This is a genomic window from Cloacibacterium caeni (assembly GCF_907163125.1).
Classification (GTDB): Bacteria; Bacteroidota; Bacteroidia; order Flavobacteriales; family Weeksellaceae; genus Cloacibacterium; species Cloacibacterium caeni_B.
Genome location: NZ_OU015319.1, coordinates 143140 through 162778, shown reverse-complemented (window position 1 = coordinate 162778; position 19639 = coordinate 143140). Strand labels below are relative to the sequence as shown.

20 protein-coding genes are annotated in these 19639 nt (G+C 30.8%); 7 read left to right on the top strand and 13 right to left on the bottom strand.

The features are described 5' to 3' along the window. Window positions 1-207: 207 nt before the first annotated feature. The 4 genes from KKQ79_RS00755 (at window position 208) to KKQ79_RS00740 (ending at window position 4018) form a co-directional block, all read left to right on the top strand. Complete coding sequence (locus KKQ79_RS00755) at window positions 208-1236, top strand: hypothetical protein (protein WP_213188545.1); 1029 nt, start codon at window positions 208-210, stop codon at window positions 1234-1236. Continuing rightward, window positions 1233-2753 carry a PIN domain-containing protein gene (locus tag KKQ79_RS00750; protein WP_250131159.1) on the top strand — a complete coding sequence of 507 codons (1521 nt, stop codon included), beginning with the start codon at window positions 1233-1235 and terminating at the stop codon, window positions 2751-2753. Before KKQ79_RS00755 ends, KKQ79_RS00750 begins: the two co-directional genes overlap by 4 nt. Beyond that, entirely contained in the window at window positions 2695-3102 is a 408-nt protein-coding gene (locus KKQ79_RS00745) for an ASCH domain-containing protein (RefSeq protein ID WP_213188544.1), read from the top strand. The genes KKQ79_RS00750 and KKQ79_RS00745 overlap by 59 nt, the downstream gene beginning before the upstream one ends. A 292-nt stretch (window positions 3103-3394) precedes the next feature. Beyond that, a complete protein-coding gene (locus KKQ79_RS00740; RefSeq protein WP_213188543.1) occupies window positions 3395-4018 on the top strand; it encodes a hypothetical protein in 624 nt (207 codons plus the stop codon). Window positions 4019-4087: 69 nt separating this feature from the next. Here the strand turns inward: KKQ79_RS00740 and KKQ79_RS00735 are convergent, their stop codons facing one another. Then, the gene (locus KKQ79_RS00735; RefSeq protein ID WP_213188542.1) at window positions 4088-4321 is read right to left on the bottom strand and encodes a helix-turn-helix domain-containing protein; all 234 of its coding nucleotides are present in this window, start codon (window positions 4319-4321) and stop codon (window positions 4088-4090) included. Between the two features lie 368 nt (window positions 4322-4689). Here KKQ79_RS00735 and KKQ79_RS00730 point away from each other — a divergent pair, with 368 nt between their 5' ends. The 3 genes from KKQ79_RS00730 (at window position 4690) to KKQ79_RS00720 (ending at window position 8121) form a co-directional block, all read left to right on the top strand. Beyond that, window positions 4690-5508 carry an RNA polymerase sigma factor gene (locus KKQ79_RS00730; RefSeq protein ID WP_213188541.1) on the top strand — a complete coding sequence of 273 codons (819 nt, stop codon included), beginning with the start codon at window positions 4690-4692 and terminating at the stop codon, window positions 5506-5508. A 1-nt stretch (window position 5509) separates the two neighbouring features. After that, window positions 5510-6604, top strand: a complete 1095-nt coding sequence (locus tag KKQ79_RS00725) for a hypothetical protein (protein ID WP_213188540.1) — start codon at window positions 5510-5512, stop codon at window positions 6602-6604. 569 nt (window positions 6605-7173) lie between these two features. Continuing rightward, window positions 7174-8121, top strand: coding sequence for a S41 family peptidase (locus KKQ79_RS00720; protein ID WP_213188539.1), 948 nt, complete (start codon window positions 7174-7176; stop codon window positions 8119-8121). A gap of 90 nt (window positions 8122-8211) precedes the next feature. Here the strand turns inward: KKQ79_RS00720 and KKQ79_RS00715 are convergent, their stop codons facing one another. The 12 genes from KKQ79_RS00715 to dnaK form a co-directional block, all read right to left on the bottom strand. Next, entirely contained in the window at window positions 8212-9459 is a 1248-nt protein-coding gene (locus tag KKQ79_RS00715) for a type II toxin-antitoxin system HipA family toxin (protein WP_213188538.1), read from the bottom strand. A gap of 12 nt (window positions 9460-9471) precedes the next feature. Then, entirely contained in the window at window positions 9472-9783 is a 312-nt protein-coding gene (locus tag KKQ79_RS00710; protein ID WP_238558059.1) for a helix-turn-helix domain-containing protein, read from the bottom strand. A 45-nt stretch (window positions 9784-9828) separates the two neighbouring features. Further along, window positions 9829-10431, bottom strand: a complete 603-nt coding sequence (locus tag KKQ79_RS00705; protein WP_213188537.1) for a hypothetical protein — start codon at window positions 10429-10431, stop codon at window positions 9829-9831. Between the two features lies 1 nt (window position 10432). Continuing rightward, on the bottom strand, window positions 10433-11344 hold the full coding sequence (locus KKQ79_RS00700; protein ID WP_213188536.1) for a relaxase/mobilization nuclease domain-containing protein: 912 nt from the start codon (window positions 11342-11344) through the stop codon (window positions 10433-10435). A gap of 13 nt (window positions 11345-11357) precedes the next feature. Beyond that, a complete protein-coding gene (locus KKQ79_RS00695) occupies window positions 11358-11825 on the bottom strand; it encodes a plasmid mobilization protein (protein ID WP_250131158.1) in 468 nt (155 codons plus the stop codon). Between the two features lie 136 nt (window positions 11826-11961). Further along, window positions 11962-12873 (bottom strand): toprim domain-containing protein, encoded by a 912-nt coding sequence (locus KKQ79_RS00690; RefSeq protein WP_213188535.1) that lies wholly within the window; start codon window positions 12871-12873, stop codon window positions 11962-11964. A 235-nt stretch (window positions 12874-13108) separates the two neighbouring features. Then, a complete protein-coding gene (locus KKQ79_RS00685; protein ID WP_213188534.1) occupies window positions 13109-14266 on the bottom strand; it encodes a VapE domain-containing protein in 1158 nt (385 codons plus the stop codon). A gap of 4 nt (window positions 14267-14270) precedes the next feature. Next, window positions 14271-14609 (bottom strand): helix-turn-helix domain-containing protein, encoded by a 339-nt coding sequence (locus tag KKQ79_RS00680; RefSeq protein ID WP_058877525.1) that lies wholly within the window; start codon window positions 14607-14609, stop codon window positions 14271-14273. Window positions 14610-14742: 133 nt separating this feature from the next. Continuing rightward, a complete protein-coding gene (locus KKQ79_RS00675; protein ID WP_213188533.1) occupies window positions 14743-15567 on the bottom strand; it encodes a hypothetical protein in 825 nt (274 codons plus the stop codon). Further along, window positions 15564-16820: a site-specific integrase gene (locus KKQ79_RS00670; RefSeq protein WP_213188532.1), complete on the bottom strand. Its 1257-nt coding sequence runs from the start codon at window positions 16818-16820 to the stop codon at window positions 15564-15566. Before KKQ79_RS00670 ends, KKQ79_RS00675 begins: the two co-directional genes overlap by 4 nt. Then, entirely contained in the window at window positions 16817-17386 is a 570-nt protein-coding gene (locus tag KKQ79_RS00665) for a helix-turn-helix domain-containing protein (RefSeq protein WP_185286976.1), read from the bottom strand. Before KKQ79_RS00665 ends, KKQ79_RS00670 begins: the two co-directional genes overlap by 4 nt. A gap of 228 nt (window positions 17387-17614) precedes the next feature. Beyond that, window positions 17615-19513, bottom strand: coding sequence for a molecular chaperone DnaK (dnaK, locus tag KKQ79_RS00660; RefSeq protein WP_213188531.1), 1899 nt, complete (start codon window positions 19511-19513; stop codon window positions 17615-17617). Window positions 19514-19639 lie beyond the last annotated feature (126 nt).

Genomic DNA, 19639 nt, shown 5'->3' with positions numbered 1-19639 from the left:
TAATCAATTGAAGCTTAAAATCTATAATACATTTACCATAAAATTTTACGGTAGTGGAGATTAGGATTATAACCACGGATGGATCTTCTGCTTCGAAGACTTCGCATATCATGCGATTGTGCAAAATAGCCTTTTTCAAGCAAAGTTTCCTGAAAGGGAGCTTCACAAAGCCGCAGAATTGTTATGCCTAATTTTTAACAGAATTGTATGGAAGAAACTATATCTTTTCAAATTTTATGTAAACAAAATAATATCGTAATTGATAGATTTCATATCTGCACGTGGGAAATTGGTTCAAATAAACCAATTATAGAGATTGGTATAGATGTAAACAAAGAATGTTTAAATAATTTCCCATGTATTGATTTTTCAATGTATACACCTTGGAAGATATTAGAATGTTCTGATTTATTTAAAGAAATTAAAAAAGAAGAAAACGCCAGGTTTATATTTAATGAATCAATTAAAGGACAAAAAAATTTAAACAATAACTCTGAATTTGGAGTAGTTCACAGTTTTAGTAATGATACAAAGCTATGTATTTTACCAGTTATTTTAAATTCATCACAAAGCTTAGTCAACTTTTCAATTGATTTATCACATTTTAATCAGGAGCGTATAGATGAAAACATTTATGTACGTTTTTATTTTATGCCAAACGTATCTAATATTTCAATACATAAAACTGGTATTGCAAAGTCTACTATAATTTATGACACTAAAATAAATGAAAAACGAAATATTCCTTCAAATTTATTACAAGAAATAGCAAAATTACATTATCCTGAAATTAGTACATGTTATAATTTTAATATAGTTCAAAACAACTTTGAAATCACATATGAAGACAAACATCTTAAGAGTATTAGAAATTTAGAGTATAAATCATTCACAGATTATTTCAAAGAATTAATAAATGCTAATAAGCTAAAAATTGAAAACAAGGAATTATTAGTTGTTTTTAGTAAAAGTCAAGAATCGGATTCAACTTATTCTTATTTTACTATTTATACAAAGGAACATTTTGGTTTAAAACAAATATCAATTGTACTAATTCTAAATTTGATTTGCTCATTTTTGTTTTTCTTACCTTCATATCGTGGTAAATCTTACAATCACAATGACTCATTCATAAATAATATATTAAGCCTTCCTATTGAATTAATAATTATATTTTTAATTGTTGTCGGTTCAGTTATCTATATCTGGAACCCAAAAAATATACTTAAAAGATGATTAAAGCTTTATTAGACACTAACATACTTATCCATAGAGAAGCTAATCGGATAACAAATCAAGACATTGGTATATTATTTAAATGGTTAGATAAATTAAATATTCAGAAGTGCATTCATAGAATTTCAGTAAATGAGATTCAAAACTATCAAAATAAAAATGTTGTGAATTCATTTAATATCAAATTAGATAGTTATGAAATTCTTGAAACAAAAGCACCCCTTTCTCAAGAGGTAAAAGATGTTTCGAACAAAATTGATAAAACACAAAATGATATTATTGACACGGATTTGTTAAATGAAGTATTTAATGGTCGTGTTGATATGTTAATATCTGAAGATAAAAAAATACATATAAAAGCTGACTTATTAAATATAGCTGACAAAGTGTATACTATCAATTCATTTTTAGAATATATATATACTGAATATCCTGATTTAATAGATTACAAAGTATTAAGTGTTGAAAAAGTTCGAATGGGTGAAGTTGACTTAAATGATAGTTTTTTCGATTCACTTAAAGAAGATTATATCGGATTTGAAAAATGGTTTAATAAAAAGGCTAATGATTTTGTTTACATCACAAAAAACAAAACAAATAACAAATTATTATCATTTTTATATTTAAAACTTGAAGATACTAGTGAAGATTATAATAATATTGAACCGAGATTTACTCCCAAGAAAAGACTTAAGATAGGCACCTTTAAGGTCGTAAGTAATGGCGTGCGATTAGGTGAAAGATTTATCAAAATAATTATTGATAACGCATTGAACTACAAAGTAGAAGAAATTTATGTTACTATTTTTAATAAAAGAGAAGAACAAGTAAGGCTAATAAATTTACTTGTAGATTGGGGCTTTGAGTTTTATGGAATAAAAAATGGAACGGAAAGAGTTTATATAAAAAACTTTAATAGAACTTTAATAAACAAAGACTTATATAACGCGAAAAAAAACTATCCTTTTTTATTTAAAAAAAATAATATTTTCCTTGTACCAATTTATCCTGAATATCATACTGAGCTGATACCAGATTCTATATTGCATAATGAGAATATACATAATTTCAAGGATAGTAAACCTCATAGTAATGCGCTAAGTAAAGTTTATATTTCTAGATCAATTGAAAGAAATATAAATAAAAATGATCTAATTATTTTTTATAGAACAGGAGGATACTTTAAAAGTGTAATAACAACTTTAGCAATTGTAGAAGATGTAATTCACAATTTTAATACCTTTGATGAGTTTAAAAGTAAATGTAAAAATCGTAGCGTTTTGAAAGAAAATAAACTTTGGGAATTTTGGAATTATAATGAGAAATCAAGACCATTTTTGATTAATTTCATTTATACATATTCATTCCCAAAAAGAATAAATTTAAAACAATTAATTGATTTAAATATAATTAAGAGTATAGATGACGCTCCGAGAGGATTAAAAAAAATTAGTGTAGATGAGTTTAACAAAATTATCAGCGAAACCGAAAGTAAACAAGATTTTATTATCGATTAAGCCGAAATTTATTGAAGAAATTAAAAAAGGAAATAAAAAGTTTGAATACAGAAAAACTATTTTTAAAAATGCAGATATAGACACTGTCATTATTTATGCAAGTTCACCTATTTCAAAGGCGATAGGTGAATTCAAAATAAAAAACATTCTAGTAAATAACCCCAAAGAACTTTGGAGACAGACAAGTAATAAATCAGGTATAACATTAGATTTTTTTAATGAGTATTTCATGAACAAAGATAAAGGTTATGCAATAGAAATATCTGAGTTAGTTATTTATAAAGAACCTATTGATATTTTCAATAAATATGGTTTAAGAGCACCACAATCTTTCTGTTATATAAAATAAAAAAAACTGGGCATAATAACTAAGTTTTCGTCTTGTCCGAAGGACACGAGATGAAAACTGCCCTTCGACTTCGCTCAGGATTCTATTCTTTGGCTAGCTCTGGGCAGGCTCGCTTCGGGAGCTTTTTTATCGACAAAATATTTTACAAAAAACAGATTGATTTTTTTATTAACTTCACAAAACAAAAAAACGAACGCTGAGCTAACTCAAAAAGCATTTTGCAAAATTTTCTCATGGAAGCAAGGCTTCCTGTGAAATCTTCGCAAAGCCATAAACCGTTATCTACAATTTTATGACAACAAACAACAAACATAATATAGAAAATACTTCAAAAAAAATTGAAATTAGTAGCTTCTCTAAAGAGCTTTTATTAATTATTTTCGGGGCACTAATTGGAATCCTTGTAAATCAAATTTTCTTCAAACAAAATAAAGATTATGAAATGAAAGTAGAACTACAAAAAGATCTATTAAAGGAACAATATCAATATTTAAATAGAATATTGCAATTTACTCACAAGTACGAAATTACAGAAGTTATTGAATATATTCAGCCAATTAAAGTTATACAAACAATCGACACAAAAACTAATAAAGTAATTAAAACCGAAAATATTGAGATGGAAAAAAAACTAAAAAACTCATTTACATTACCATCTTTTATAATTTCTGAAAATAAAAGAAATACATTTCTAAACGATCTAAATTATATTAAAGATAATCGTGACAAAATAGATCATAACGTTTACAATAAATTTGATGAGTTATTGCAGTTTATTTCTGAGAATCCATTTCCAAAAGGATACGAAAAATCTGATTATGAGAAGACGATGTGGAAAACTGAAAAAACTCAAGAGAAATGGAATAAGAAGATTTCAGAACTATATGAAATAACATATTCGAAATTATACTATTAAAAACTGTAGCTAAATTATTCTATGCCATAAAAAGGAGAATTAATAAAAAAGTCAAAAACCAATGGTATTCTATTCGTTTATGAGTTTAAAAAACTGTTCAAGAGTAATTTTTCTTGCCTTACAGATTTTATAAAGAGTTTCAACTGGAATTCTATAAGTAGTATCACTTTTAATCTTTCTTACAGTACTTTCTTCAATATCATGATTTTTAGCAAATGAGTTCTGTGACTTATTTTCTTTAAGCCATGGAATTAACCAGTTTTTAGTTATATAAGTACAGATTTTCTCGTTTATGTCAATCATATAACAAAAGAAATGCTTTATGAATAAAAAATTACGGTCGTTCGACCGTAATTAAATTATTTTGTTTATATTTGTAAAAATTACAATGTATATGTAATTTTGCAATAGTTCAAAGAAATATAGAAGCTATTGCTTAGATTCTCGACTAGAAAACTGGTAATTTTATGTGTACGAGAAGATAAGTAAATGTGCTCACGACCGCGGCGTGGGCTCACTTATCGTACACGGGTATACCAGTACCTCTAGTCAGTAAGTTGAGTTCCACGCCTTTTCTATTGGGCAAAATGTAGTGAGTATGTATGTTGAATGGTACAAAAGAATTCATCTTCATGATCGAAGCAGTTCCTTCCAGCTAAAACACACTGCTTATGAAAAGAACAGACTCTTTGCCTCGGATACTGAAAGATGCTCAGCTCTATGAACTGCTGAAAAAAGGCGACCCAAACTCTTTAGAACATATTTATTTGCGTTACAAAAGACTTCTTTTCTGGATAGGAAAACAAATAGTGGAGGATGATTTTGTGGTAGAAACGCTTGTTCAGGATGTCTTTCTCAAACTTTGGTTGCAACGTGATTCTATTGAAACGCCGAATCATATTTTGGGATTTTTAAGGTTTGTTTTAAAAAGAGATTGCCTCACTTATTACAGTTCTCCAAGAAATAAATTCACTCGTCTTATTAATTCTTTAGAACGTTATGAAAACTATCAGGATTATCTGGCGGGTTACGACCCTGCTCAAGATAAAGAACTTCTCCTCCTTCAAGAATCTGAACAGAAAAATTTAGATGAAGTGAAGAAAGTTTTAAACGTTTTGGATTCTAAAAGGAAACACCTCATAGAACTTTGCCTTGAATATGGCTTTCAGTACAAACCTATCGCAGAAGCTATGGGAAGCAGTGTAAAAGACATTAGCAATGAAGTGAACAGAGCCATCAATGACCTTCGGGACATTATTAAAGGAAGTTCTTTTGAACAACCCAAAGCAAAAGTTTCTGAACATGAAAAGCACCCCAATAAACTCAGCAGTCGACAACTTGAGATTTTGAAAAGAAGGTTTGAGCATAAATCGTCTTTCTCGGCGATTGCTCAAGAACTCAATTTATCTGAAAAGGATGTTCATCGGGAATTTCTATTTGCTTATCAATTTCTACAAAGTAAAAAAAACACCACTGAAACACTTCTTTGATATGGAAAAATCTACAATTACTCTTACCCGAAGAATTCAGTTGCTCCTAGATGTTTCTAGTGAGGAGAAAAAAGTGATGTGGGAAAAACTGTATCGCTATCAGAACAGGTGCTATAGAGCAGCAAATTTTATTGTATCTCATTTGTATGTTCAGGAAATGATGAAGGATTTCTTTTATTTTACAGAAGATATTCAATACAAGTTGGCGGATGTCAATAAAGATGAAATGGGAATGTTTAACCGCTCGAAAACCAATACTACAGCACGAATGGTGTTTGACAAATTCAAAGGGGAAATCCCAACTGATATACTGGGAAGTTTGAATAATACGATTCAATCTGTTTTTTCAAAAGAAAAATCCGACTATTGGCGAGGTTTAAAATCTTTGAGGAACTTTAGAAAAGATATTCCTATTCCGCTTCCTGTTAAATGCATCAGCAAAATGAGATATGATGAGGAAACGAAAGCATTTTGTTTTAATGTATTTGCCATTCCTGTTAAAACGTATTTGGGAAAAGACTTTACGGATAAGCGTTTGATTATGGAACGCCTTTTAAGAGGGGAAATAAAACTTTGTACCTCACAAATCCAATTGAAAGACAAGAAAATCTATTGGCTTGCCGTATTTGAATTTGAAAAAGAGGAGCATCATTTAAAACCCGAAATCATTGCTGAAGCTTCTTTGTCTCTGGAACATCCTATTGTAGCTAAAGCGAATAATGTACGCATCAATATTGGTACAAAAGAGGAGTTTCTCTACCGAAGACTTGCTTTACAGGCTAGCCTGAAAAGGATTCAAGCTGGTATTGCTTCTGCCCGTTCTGGAAAAGGGGCAAAACGTAAAAAAAAGGCTCTTTACAATAGAGAAAATATTGAAATTAGGTATGTGAATCATCGACTTCATTTGTACAGCAAACAGCTTATTGATTTTTGTATTGAGCAACAGGCGGCGACTCTTATTCTTAAAAATCAGGAGGACAAAATTGGGATTGCCAAAGAACAGAAATTTGTACTTCGCAATTGGAGTTATTATGAATTGCAAGCCAAAATAAAATACAAAGCTGAAAAAGCGGGTATTGAATTGATTATAGGATAGCAGCAAGCAGCATAACGAGGGTGCTTGTACACCCGTAAGGTGAGGTCTTGAACGCTCACTAAATACTCTAGCAGTATATACAACGGCGTGGGTCTCTTTTTTTTCTGAAATAGTGATTGTGAGAAGAGGAAAACAGACAAGAAGGATAAGATGTATTTTAAATCCCTAATTACTTTATCTGTGTAAGCTTAAAAATTAAATAACATTGCTTCTTTAGCAAACTAAGTAAAACGCAGTACAGTTTGTGAAAGTTATGTAACAAAACTCTTATTTCAATTGTCTTTAAAGAGACAATTAAAAAAATAAAAGATCAAATGTTACATATAGTCCGAATTAAAATTTCATATATTCTCCTCTTATTTCTATTATCAATTTTTAAAATTAATGCACAGAATTTAACCGAAAAACAATTTATTGAAGATTTAGAATTTCTAAAAACCGAATTACCTAAAAGACATAAAAATCTATTTGGGAAAATCTCTGAAAGAAAATTCAACCAAAAAATATTAGAAATTGAGAAAAAAAGGCAATCTCTGAATAATGAAACTTTTGAAATTGAATTATACAAATTGATTAAAAAAATTGGGGATGAACACACAAGAATAGAACCAAAATATAGAAACATTTTTCCAATTTATTTTGATTTTTTTAAAGAAGGTATTTTTGTTGTAAAAACAGATTCTATTCATTCTAAGCTAATGTATAAAAAACTTAATGGAATAGAAACTCACACAATTAAAAGTGTAATCAATGATTACAAAAGAATAATCAAAGATGATAATAAATCTTATTTTGAAATAAATTTTTTAAACTTCATCAATAATCCGAGCATATTAAAAGGCTTAAATATCACCAAATCAAATTCAGAAATCAAATTTATTTTAGACAACCAAGAATTTCCAATTTTAGCAACAAATAAAGAAAATTCTGCACTGACAAAAAACACTCAACTTTTAAGATTTAAACATAAGAATAATTATTGGTATGAACTGATTGAGAATAATAAAACAATGTATTTCAATTATCAAGATTGTGCAGAACAAGATGGAAAGACCTTCGAAATATTTAATAATGAATTATTCAATGCTATAGAGATTCAAAAACCTGAAAAACTTATAATTGATTTAAGAAATAATAGCGGTGGAAATTCAGCTATTCTAAAACCTTTTCTCGAAAATTTGAAAACAAACTATCTGAATAAAAAGGGTTCATTATACATTTTGATTGGTAAGAAAACATTTTCTTCCGCTTTAATGAATGCGATTGATTTGAAAAGAGATTACAACTCAATTCTTATTGGTGAACCAACAAGTGGAAATGTAAATCATTATGGAGAAACTAGAGGCTTTTATCTTCCAAATTCAAAAATAATTATTGGCTATTCAACCAAATATTGGGAAAATTGGAAAGGTTATTCTGGTTCACTCAAACCAGATATTCAAATAGATTATTCAATTGAAAACTTCAAAAATAATATTGATGAAGCAATTGAATACATAAAACAATTAGAATTTTAGTTTTTGCAACATGTATTTATTTTTTTCTCTTTCAGCGAGTATTACTTTTAATCTATTGATTTCCATTAGCTGTTAAAATACAATTTATATTCAATACAAAAAAGCCCCTTTCATCATTTCCTGTTCTGCTCTTGTAATCCCAATTTCTGTTGCAATATTTTTCCAATTGCGGACTGCATCTTGAATTTCAGCAATAATAGCATCCATTTCAGAATCGCTTAATCGAAAATAAATCCCTACGCTTTTTGCTAATTCGAGATTCAGAGCATTATCATCCATATCAATATTTAAAGCCAATCCATCTTTCTCAACAGAAGGATTTAGGTCATAAGCAGGCGATAAAATCCAACCATTTTCTGTTAAAATAAAACCGTGATTCCGAAGATGGTCGTCTGTATTTGAAATACAAATATTGAACACAATTCTTCGCCATAATTGATGAAGATTTTCGTTGATATTTACGCCATTATTCATTACAAATTCGGCTATATCGAGATAACTTGCGGTGTGAAATCGTAAATTTTCTTCACTGTTTCCCGTCATTGTCATTGCCGAAGCAAAGTGAATTCTATCATCGCCTTCTCTGTCGAACCTTTTAGTGAAAAAAGTATGGTGTTTTCCTGCTATTTTTTCTATTCTGCATTCGTTCATTTCAATGCCACTTTTCAAAGCTAATTGATATGCTAAAAATTCCCAAGCTCCTTTGTCAATCGTATCATTTTTTGAAGGAAATTTCGCAATCCACAAATCGCCTTTTTCATCTACAATATTGGCTTTGGGTCTTGCTCCTCCCAACGAAGATCCTGGAGCCATAAGAATCGCTAACCATTTTTTTACATCTATATTTTCGTCATCCTCCAAATTTTTCGCAGCGGCTTGAAGCTCTCGAATAGACGACCAAGGCGGTGTAGCATTTTCATGATCGTCATCAAGAAAAGAACCATCTAAAGACGTTTTAAACCTCAAAGCGCCCATTCTTGTTTTGTCGAAGACACCCAAAAGATAATCTATATCGTAAAGAGTTTGTGGCTTCTCTCCAAATTCTCTTGCATGTTGTGCGGCTTTTCTTTTCATTAAAGTGCGCCCCCAAGTATCTGGCATACTGTCTAAAAAAACTCCAAAATTTTCTTTATTGTTTGGAAATTGTGCACCCGAAAAAAACTGAATATCTGGGTCAATCAAACGTTGAGATGCTGTTTTTATCCAATCCTTATCGTATTCAAAACCAAACGCCTTTTTCCCTTTTCCGTAATGTGCAGAAAGAATTCCCATCAATTTCGGGGCTGCCATTCCTTTCCAATCAGCGAAAACGTAAATATCAAATTTTCCTTGCTTCATAATAGTAGATGTTTATTTAAGTAATTCCAAATCCTGCAATTTTCTGCCAAACTCGTCATCAGCAGCTAATTTCAGAAAATCGTTTTGCAATCCCAGAACTCTTAAAACATTAAAATAAGCTCCCAAAGAAACACTTGCATCGCCTTTTTCAATCAAATACAATGTGGAACGAGCAATTCCCGCTCTTTCAGAAACCTGAACAGCAGTGAGCTTTCTACGTTTTCTTGCGAGCTTAATATTTTCCCCCATTTGCCCTAATAGTTGATTGAATTTTGGGAGGATTACCTGTTGTTTCATTACAATAGTGATTGTTATTTCGAACAAAAATACATATTTTGATTGAAATAACAATCATAAAATATATTATTTTTATTCCCTACTCGCCTCATACCCATCTTTAAATCTCAAAAAATTCTTTGCATCTTTGGGGTTTTTCTCTATCCATTTATTCATCAACTCAGTATTATTTTGTAGTTGAAGGTAATCTTCATCTTTATAAATAGATTGACCATCTTTTTTAATTTCATCCAAAATCTCTTGGCGGATTTCGCTTTTTGATTTAATGCTTTCTGCATACCATTGCTTTGCAAAAAAGATGTTTCCTGCTGCTGTTAAAACTGAAAGGAATAATGCTGTAATCATTCCATAAAAAATATTTTTCATAAATTTTGAATTCTTTTCAAATGATTTATTTAGATTCAAATAATCTTCAGAGGGTACGATTTCAATGGTTTTCGGTATCCTTTCTATAAATTCATTCCTTTCTTGAGCTTCTTTTTCTAAAGATTCTGATAATTTTAAAATTGTAGCGTTAAATCCCCTCATCGTAGATTCTGTTTCTCCTTTTATATTCAATAAATCTTCATACACAAATTCTGTTTTTATTCCTTGTTCGGTGTTTCTTTCATTGGTCTCAATGACTTTCTTTAATAGTTCTAAGCCATTGTTTTGATTGTGTTCTTGATTTTCCATTTTATCTAAATTTTCGTTTTTTCTTTTTTAATAGTTCGTCTTCTGGCGATGAAGCGTAGGTGGGCTTTAATATTTCTTTTGCTATATTTTCAAGCTGTTTACTCACAGATGTTGAATTTTCCTGTTCCTCTTTATTGATTTGTTCTGTTGCTGTTGAGTTGAAAATGATTGTCCTTTCCTGATTTTCTTGAAGTTTCTGCTTGATGTCTTTAATTTTTAATGTATTGGTGATTTCAGAGAGCTTATATCCTGGTTTATATTCTCGCTCGGTTTGATGGTTTATATCTTCAAACTTTACTATTCTCATTCCCGAGATTCCTACTTTTTCATTTTGTGAAAGTGTTACCCGATAACCTAGCTTTTTCATATTACTCGTTAGTTCTTCAAAGCTTCTTGAAATTCTAAGGGAAGTTGTGAGTGCTTTCAACATTTGCTTTTTCTTTTCTTTGCCAATTTCAATATCGGTTTTCAGGTTCATTTCTTTACAAACTTCACGAACGGCTTTACCAAAGAGTTCTCCTATGTTGTGGGCTTTAATGGTATTCTCTCCGTGTATATTTACTCTATTGACAATAAAATGTATATGTTTTTGTTTGGTTGAGGAATGAATGTCTAAAACCATTTGGTTGTTATCTCTCACTCCGATTTTCTTCAAAGCTCTTAATGCCAGTTGTGTGAGTTCTTCATTGGATAATTGGTCTCCAATGGATTTTTCGGGAGAAATATACCCTGTCAATGCCCAGTTTTTTACATTTTTATTGCGGTCTGCAACGGTTTTCATTTCTGTAAATTGTTGTTCTGGGTTCTGACTTAACAGATTATTTTGATATACTCGTTCTGCTTTCCCTTTGTCATTGCCATTATATTCGATAGCGATTTTGGTAATTCGTCTGGTGGTTGCGCTGTTATTCATTTTTGAATTTCAGTTATGTGGGTTTCTGCTTGTCTTGTTTTTCATACAGATATTGATAAATCAGTTTGGTGACATTTTCTATTTCATGGAGGATTTGTTTCTTGTTTTCAAATTCAGAAAATGTTCTGTGTCTCAATAAATTTTTAATTCTGATGAAATGATTTCCATATTGAAGCAGCACTTCTTCGGTTTTAAATTCATTGATTTTTAATTCTTTTTCGGTAAGAATCATCCTTACATATTTTGATATTTTCAAGTGATATTTTGAGGCTTGTTTTTCTATTTCGTCAAACTCTTTTTCGGTTAATCTTACGGAGATAACTTTTGAAAATTGTTGTGATGTTTTCTTTTTTAAGCCTCCTTTTCTGCCGATTTCCTGAAAGTGTTTTTTTCTCTTTTCACCATCCTCTTTCTTTTCATTTTCTTCTAAGGCTTTCTTGACAAATTCTTCTAAAAAGTCTTTTTCCATATTGGTGTGCATTTAGTTTTTATTTGAATTTTAGTTGGTTTTTAAAAAGGTTTTTCAAGACATTTCTGACGATAGGAAGAAATCAAAAATCCCAATTTTGCAATTAGCGGCTACGCTTATTGTAAACTTTGGGTACTTTTTGCACTAACTATCTGCCAATTTTGCGTGTGTTTATTTTATTCAGGTCTTCATATTCTCTGCCTGTATCTCTTTTACGCATTTCCCAACTCATTAAAAACTCATTCAGGTCTTTGTGGTTTTTGTATAGAATCCGACAGTCTTCTATGTTTTCTCCTTCATTCTTTATCATTTCGACAGCTCGGTTTCCTGCATTGTCGTTGTCAAAATACAGTTCTACTTTTTGATAATTTTGAACTACATTTTTAATTTTTTGAATCATCGAAACGGAATTCAAAATGATATAATCAGAAGGTTCTTTTTCTAAAAAATTTTCTACATTTTTAAAGGAAAGAAAATCAAAAAAATCTTCGAAAATTTTCAAATTTTCTGAATCATTTTTTATCGTCGAAACATCTTTTTTGCCCAAACAAATTTTTGAATATTTATTGCGAATTTCGTAACCTCCAGAATCATTTTTGAAGCCTATTCCGAAATAGTTTTTATCGTTGATTTGATAATGTATCTCTTTTAAGTATGTGGTTTGATTTTCTACTTTTCGGCTTTTTAAATATTCCAAAAGTGCTGGATGTTGAATGTCTTTAACTTCAACTATTGTATAATTATTTGCTAGAGTTTCTTGCTTAGGATTAGAATTACTTTGATGTTGAAAAGAAGAAAAATTTTGCTTTTCTGCCCATTCTAAAACTTCTTTTACTGATTCGTTTAGATATTTTTTCATAAAATCGACATTGTTTCCGCCTATTCCTTCGGAATGGAGATACCAAACGTTGTTTCTTTTATTGAGTTTAAAAGAGGCTTGGGTTTCTGTGGAAAAAGGATTGAGATACCAAGCTTCTTTTTCATTTTGCTTTGTTGGATGGTGTCCGAGTGAAACGAGGACTTCTTCCAACTTTATAGAGTTGAATTGGTTGCAGTTCATTTTAATGTTTTTGTTTTCTTTGTTTTTTTTAATTCCTCTTACCTAATTACCTTTTTATTGATTAACAATAATTTAAAGCAAATTTTTACAATTACCTGTTTTTACCTTCTTACCATAAATTTTTAATTAAGGTAACTTTAGGTAACTTATTTTTCAAATTGAATTACCTTTATAAATCATTGATTATTAAATCATTTAAAGATTTAAGGTAACTTGGTAACTTTGGTAAGTTTGTTTATTCAGATTTTCTTTTGATGAGATAACCGTACACTTGAAGTTGAGGATGTTTTATCCTTTGATATTTTAAACTGGTGAGTGCTTTTCCGATTTTCACATTATTCAATCGCAATCCTAAAGCATTATTCATCGCCAACATAATATCGGTTGCCGTGAGAAATTCTTCCATTTTTTCAGATTTTTCAAAATGAGCTGAAATCAGTTCTTGCTCCATTGAAACTTGTGCATATTTTTCGTTTCGCTTTTCGTTTTCGGCGATGTCTGAAGCAGTAAGTTCGGGATTGTAATTTTTCCTTTCAAAAGCATTGTAGTAAGCTTGAGACCAGACTTTATCCATATCAATTTCTTTGGAATATTCAAAATCAAAAGAATACACCTCAAAAATCAACCATCTAATGCTTCCTGTTTCATCGGTAAGAAAATCAGTCCGATTGGTAGAACCTACAAACGAGCATATTCTTTCTAAAAATTCGGCTTTTCGTGCATAAGGCAAACGAATATTTGCACTGCTTTTGGAGATGAAAGATTTCAAAGTATTGACATCAGACTTTGATAAAACCGCCAATTCATCGAGGTTACAAATCAAATTTTTACAAATGGAAATGATACCATCTTTGTCAATGGAGATATTTTCGGTGTAATAATTTTCTAATTTTGGAGGAATTAAAAATCGTAAAAAAGAGGACTTCCCCGAATTTTGATGTGATGCTAAAACCAATGACTGTTTATTGACATAACCTCTATTTAATGAACATAATACCGCTCTTGTTAGCCATTTTTCAAAATGATAACAAAATGCTTCATCATCATTGGTTTTAAGATATTGAGAGAGTTTCTTGATGTAATCTATACCATCCCAAGTTTCTAAATTTTCAAAATACTCACGAATTGGATTGTATTGCTGAATCAAATGGCTTCTAACTAGAATTTCCAATTTATTCATATTAATTTCAATTCCAGACTGTGCTAACTCAATCAATAAAGAATTGATGTTGAGAACAGTCCAAGTTCCAACCTGCTCTTTCAACTGAATTTCCAACTCCAAAGCAATGGTATTAAAACGAATGTTGTATTTTTCGTCTAAATAATTCATCGCTCGATCGTAAATCGTTTTGGAAGGTGTATCAGATTGATACAAGAATTTTTCTTCGTTCATAACCTTATCTATTTCGGTTATGATATTTCAGAGCTTCGGATTCTATTTCTAGTAAGGTTTTCTTTTTACCTTTAGAAATCCATTCCAAAAGTTCATCTTCAAAAAAATAGAGTTTTTTACCGTTTTTGTAACACGGAATTTTTCTTTGCCTTACAAGAGTATAAATTGTAGGTTTGGCTTTCCCTATTATCTTACATACATCTTCAATTCCTATAGGAATGCGTTTTTCTTTAGGTTCAGAAATTTTCGCATTCTGAACCATAGATTTAATTTCGGCAATTTCATTCGTTAAGTGAGCAACTGCTTTTGGCAGGTTTTCAAAAGAAATTTCATTTACGTCCATAATTATCGTTTATGATTGTTATAGTGCAATGATAATTTATGTTATATGTATGTTTTTTGTATGATAAAGAATGTTTAAATCATACTAATAACATAAATGGTTTTCTGCTCAATATTAATTGTATTTTCCTTTACTAAAGGAGGTTATCTTCAATTTTTATTAATCCTTCCTCTTTTCTCGAAGAGAGTAATTTTTCTATTGTTGATTCTTCCATTTCTTTAAAACTTTCAGAAAAAACAATTTTCAAAAATTTAGCGACATCTTTTCTCTGATTGTTTCCTCTATAATGATGCCACACATTCCATCCGAAATGCATTAGATCAATCGTTTTAAGAGTATTCACTCTTATTGGAGTAATAGTATCAATCTTACTATCTTTCAAAAATTCTATTAAATAAATGCTAAATCTATTGATTTCTTCATCCGAAAAGTATGGTGCAAATTTTTCTTTAGTGTATTGAACAATAAAACCCAGCTTTTCCTGTACGATTTTTTCACTTTCAGATTTTGCCTTAATTCTTATTTTTTCAATATCAGATATTTCAATAGGTTCTTCATTTTCCAATATTGTTTCGGATATTTTTTTTTCAACTTCAAAAGCTGGTTCTTCTTCGATAATATTTGGGAAACTTTGCATGTGTTTTTCATTAAATTCAAAATTCTCCGTAGAATTAACTATTTGGATATTCTTTGAATCGTCTTCTTGTTCTTCAACTAATTTGGATTTTGAATTGTTTAAAAAACGTTTTACTATCCAATTTACTATTGGTTCAAGAAATAAAATTACAAATACGAATATTAATACACCCAAACCAATACCTCCCCAGAAAAACAAATTAATTGTAAATTCATCTGCTCCATTTCTAATAGAATATTCTCTAGCAGCATTACCTATGAATATGCAAGCTAGAAAAACTGACAAACAAATAGCGATATATTCAAAGTACTTTATTTTCATTCAGATTGATTTTTTAAAGATTTTAATTGTATCGCTTCCGCCGCTCTATTTTTCTTTTCATCAATCACTTTTGCATAGACTTGTGTAGTCTTCACATTCGTATGACCAAGCATTTTGCTCACTGTATAAATATCAGTACCGCTTGAAAGTTGCAAAGTAGCAAAAGTGTGACGAAAGCAGTGAAAAGTGATGTTTTTATTGATTCCTGCTTTTGCAACCCAAGTCTTTAATGGTCGATTAATCCATGCTGGATTGGTTAAATTTTCAAAAACCAAATCATTTGGCGATTTTGGTTCTCCGCAAATTTCTAAAGCCTGTTGAGAGATCGGCATATATTCTACACCTTTTGTCTTTTTTTGAGTGAAATTAATTCTCGGTTGATTGTTATCTAAACTTATTTCATTCCACTTCAGTTTTTGAATATCAGAATGTCGCAAACCTGTTAATGCAGAAAAAAGTGCGGCACGCTTCAGAATATCATTTTCACAAGGAGTAGCAACTAAAGTATTCAGTTCATCAATTGTTAAATATTCTCTTCTTGATTCTTCACTTGGAATTCCTTTTATTTTTGCAGCAATATCTGTCGTAAAATAACCATCAATGAAAGCTTGTTTCAACGCAGCTTTAAAAACAGAAAAATAAGTTGATGCACTATTTTGAGATAATTTCCCATTTTTATTTCCACCGCGAGGTGCATTCAAAAGAAAGGTTTTAAAATTCTCACAAAATTTAATATCAATTTTAGAAAAAGGGATTTCAGAACCTTCATAATAAATTAAAAAGTCAATTGCTCTTTCCCAATTTATCTTAATTGATTCAGAATTATTTTTGTGTCGTCTTTTGATTAATGCTTCGAAATATTTAACAAAATTTTCCTGTGATTTTTCTTTTTGTTCTGCTTGAATACTATCTAATTCGCTGTAGAGATCAATATTATCATATTCTTTTTGTCTTAATTTCCTTACTGAATCTGCATAAAACATAGTTTCTCTATCGTTTTCACTTTTGCAAACTATGATGCCATTATCGTCTCTTTTAGGTTTATATGAAATTGAATTTTGAGTAGTTTTTGCAGGTCTTTTCTTATCAAATTCTACTGTTGTTACACTTCGGTTTAGATACTCACGAATTCTTTGTGGATTTTTCTTTCCCGAAATCATCACAGGATAACTCTCCAAATAGATGTACCATTCTTTTCGGTTTTCTGCTTTTCTTAACCTTACGGTGACTTTAGTTTTTAAAAGTTCTTTCATTTGCCGTCAAATATTTCATCAATTAGTTTTTTAGGAACATATACAAAACTCCCAACTTTCTTTTTTGGAATATTGTTTTTCCTAATAACACTAGTAACAGTTGATGGATTAGCGTTAAATTTTTTTGAAACTTCTGATAAAGTGTAGCAATCTTCTATTTTATAATCTTTTTTGATTACTTCTTTATCAGAGGATTTAACGACCAAAACCTTACTAAACATTTCTTCTAAATCAGTTTTGCTAACACGTGTAAGCCTCTGCCCAAAATTATATGCGGAAATCCTTTTGCTTTTTATTAACCTATGAACCGTATCTTTTGACATACCAAATAGTTGAGCGGCTTCACTTACCGAAATATAAGGTCGAGCCTGAATTTCTATAATTTTAGCTTTTGCTATCTCCAACAAATTTTGTCTAGCTTCCATTTCTTTAGCTAATCGCTTTTGTTTTTTTGCAGATTTGTCAGCACAAGCCTTACAACAGAAACGCGTAGTAACAGTTTTTGCCTCAAACGGATTTTCACAAAATTCACAAATTCTTGGGATTTTCAATTTACTAAAGCCCATAAAACAATTTTTTTTAATATTATCGCCTTTTAAGATTCATTAAGATATAATAAACCTTTTTAAGACGCACATTATCTACTTATTAAGCGCGGTACAAATATGGTACGAAAATATGATAAAAAACGATTAAAAACAAGCATTTTTCAAAAATTGTTAAAAATAAAAATCGCCGTAAATATTACATTTACAGCGATTTACTCATTTATTTTAATTGATTTTAATCAGTCCTTACTTGACTTCTTCGAAATCTGCATCTTGTACATTTTCGCCAGCGTTACCTTGTGTTTGTTCAGGTTGCGGTTGTGCTTCTTGAGTTGCTTTGTACAATTCTTCTGAAGCGGCCATCCAAGCTGCGTCTAATGCTTCTAACTTAGGTTTAATCGCATCTGCATCTTTGGTTTCATAAGCAGCTTTCAATTCTGTGTGAGCTGCTTCGATTGCTGCTTTTTTATCTGCAGATAATTTTTCTCCAAATTCTTTTAATTGTTTTTCTGTTTGGAAAATCATTCCATCTGCTTTATTGATGGTTTCTACATCTTCTTTTCTCTTCGCATCTGCTGCTGCATTTTCTTCTGCTTCTTTTTTCATTCTTTCGATTTCTGCATCAGAAAGTCCAGAAGATGCTTGGATTTTAATCGATTGCTCTTTACCAGTTCCTTTATCTTTAGCAGAAACATGTAGAATACCGTTTGCATCGATATCAAAAGTTACCTCAATTTGTGGAACTCCTCTTGGTGCAGGTGGAATATCTACTAAATCAAATCTACCAATTTCTTTGTTGTCATTAAACATTGGTCTTTCTCCTTGTCCTACTCTGATGGTTACCGCAGGCTGATTATCACTTGCTGTAGAGAAAACTTCAGATTTTTTGGTAGGAATGGTAGTATTCGCTTCAATTAATTTAGTGAAAACCGAACCCATTGTTTCAATTCCTAAAGAAAGCGGAGTTACATCTAATAAAAGAACATCTTTTACATCACCCGTTAAAACTCCCCCTTGAATTGCAGCACCAATTGCTACTACTTCGTCTGGATTTACCCCTTTTGAAGGCGCTTTTCCGAAGAATTTTTCTACCGCTTCTTGGACTGCAGGAATTCTGGTAGAACCTCCTACTAAGATGATTTCGTCAATATCAGAAGTGCTCATTCCAGCATTTCTAAGAGCAGTTTTACATGGTTCGATGGTTCTTTGAATTAAATCATGTGCCAATTGCTCAAATTTAGCTCTGGTCAATGTTTTCACTAAGTGTTTAGGACCAGTTGCAGTAGCCGTGATATATGGTAAGTTGATTTCAGTTTGAGTAGAAGAAGACAATTCAATTTTTGCTTTTTCAGCAGCTTCTTTTAAACGTTGAAGTGCAATAGCATCAGATTTAAGATCTACTCCTTCTTCAGATTTGAATTCATCTGCCATCCAATCGATGATTACGTTATCAAAGTCGTCACCACCAAGGTGAGTATCACCATCAGTAGCTTTTACTTCGAAAGATGCGTTACCATCTACTTCGTACATTTCTAGTACAGAAACGTCATGAGTACCACCTCCACAGTCGAAAACAACTACGTTTAAGTCTTTTTTACCTACTTTATCTAAACCGTAAGCTAAAGCTGCAGCAGTAGGTTCGTTGATGATTCTTTCTACTTTAAGACCAGCAATTTCACCAGCTTCTTTTGTAGCTTGTCTTTGTGCATCGTTAAAGTATGCAGGAACCGTAATTACTGCTCTGGTTACTTCTTGACCAAGGAAATCTTCAGCCGTTTTCTTCATTTTTTGAAGAATCATGGCAGAAATTTCTTGTGCTGTATATTCTCTATCGTCTATTTTTACTTTTACAGTATCATTTGGTCCAGCTACTACAGCATAAGGAACTCTAGAAATTTCTTCTTTATCTTTAGTAAACTGTGTTCCGATGAATCTCTTGATAGAATAAACAGTTTTAGTAGGATTCGTTACTGCTTGTCTTTTTGCAGGATCACCTACTTTTCTTTCTCCATCTTCTGTAAATGCTACAATAGATGGTGTGGTTCTTTTACCTTCTGCATTTGGGATAACTACAGGATCTTTACCTTCCATTACCGCAACGCAAGAGTTGGTAGTACCTAAATCAATTCCGATAATTTTGCTCATAATATTTATATTTTATTTTTTACTTAACTAATTTGACTTGGATTTCTCCAATTTTATACCATTGAGAAAATTGTGACAAATTGACATTTTCTTAAAAACTGTCATCTTTTAAAATCTCCATTTCAC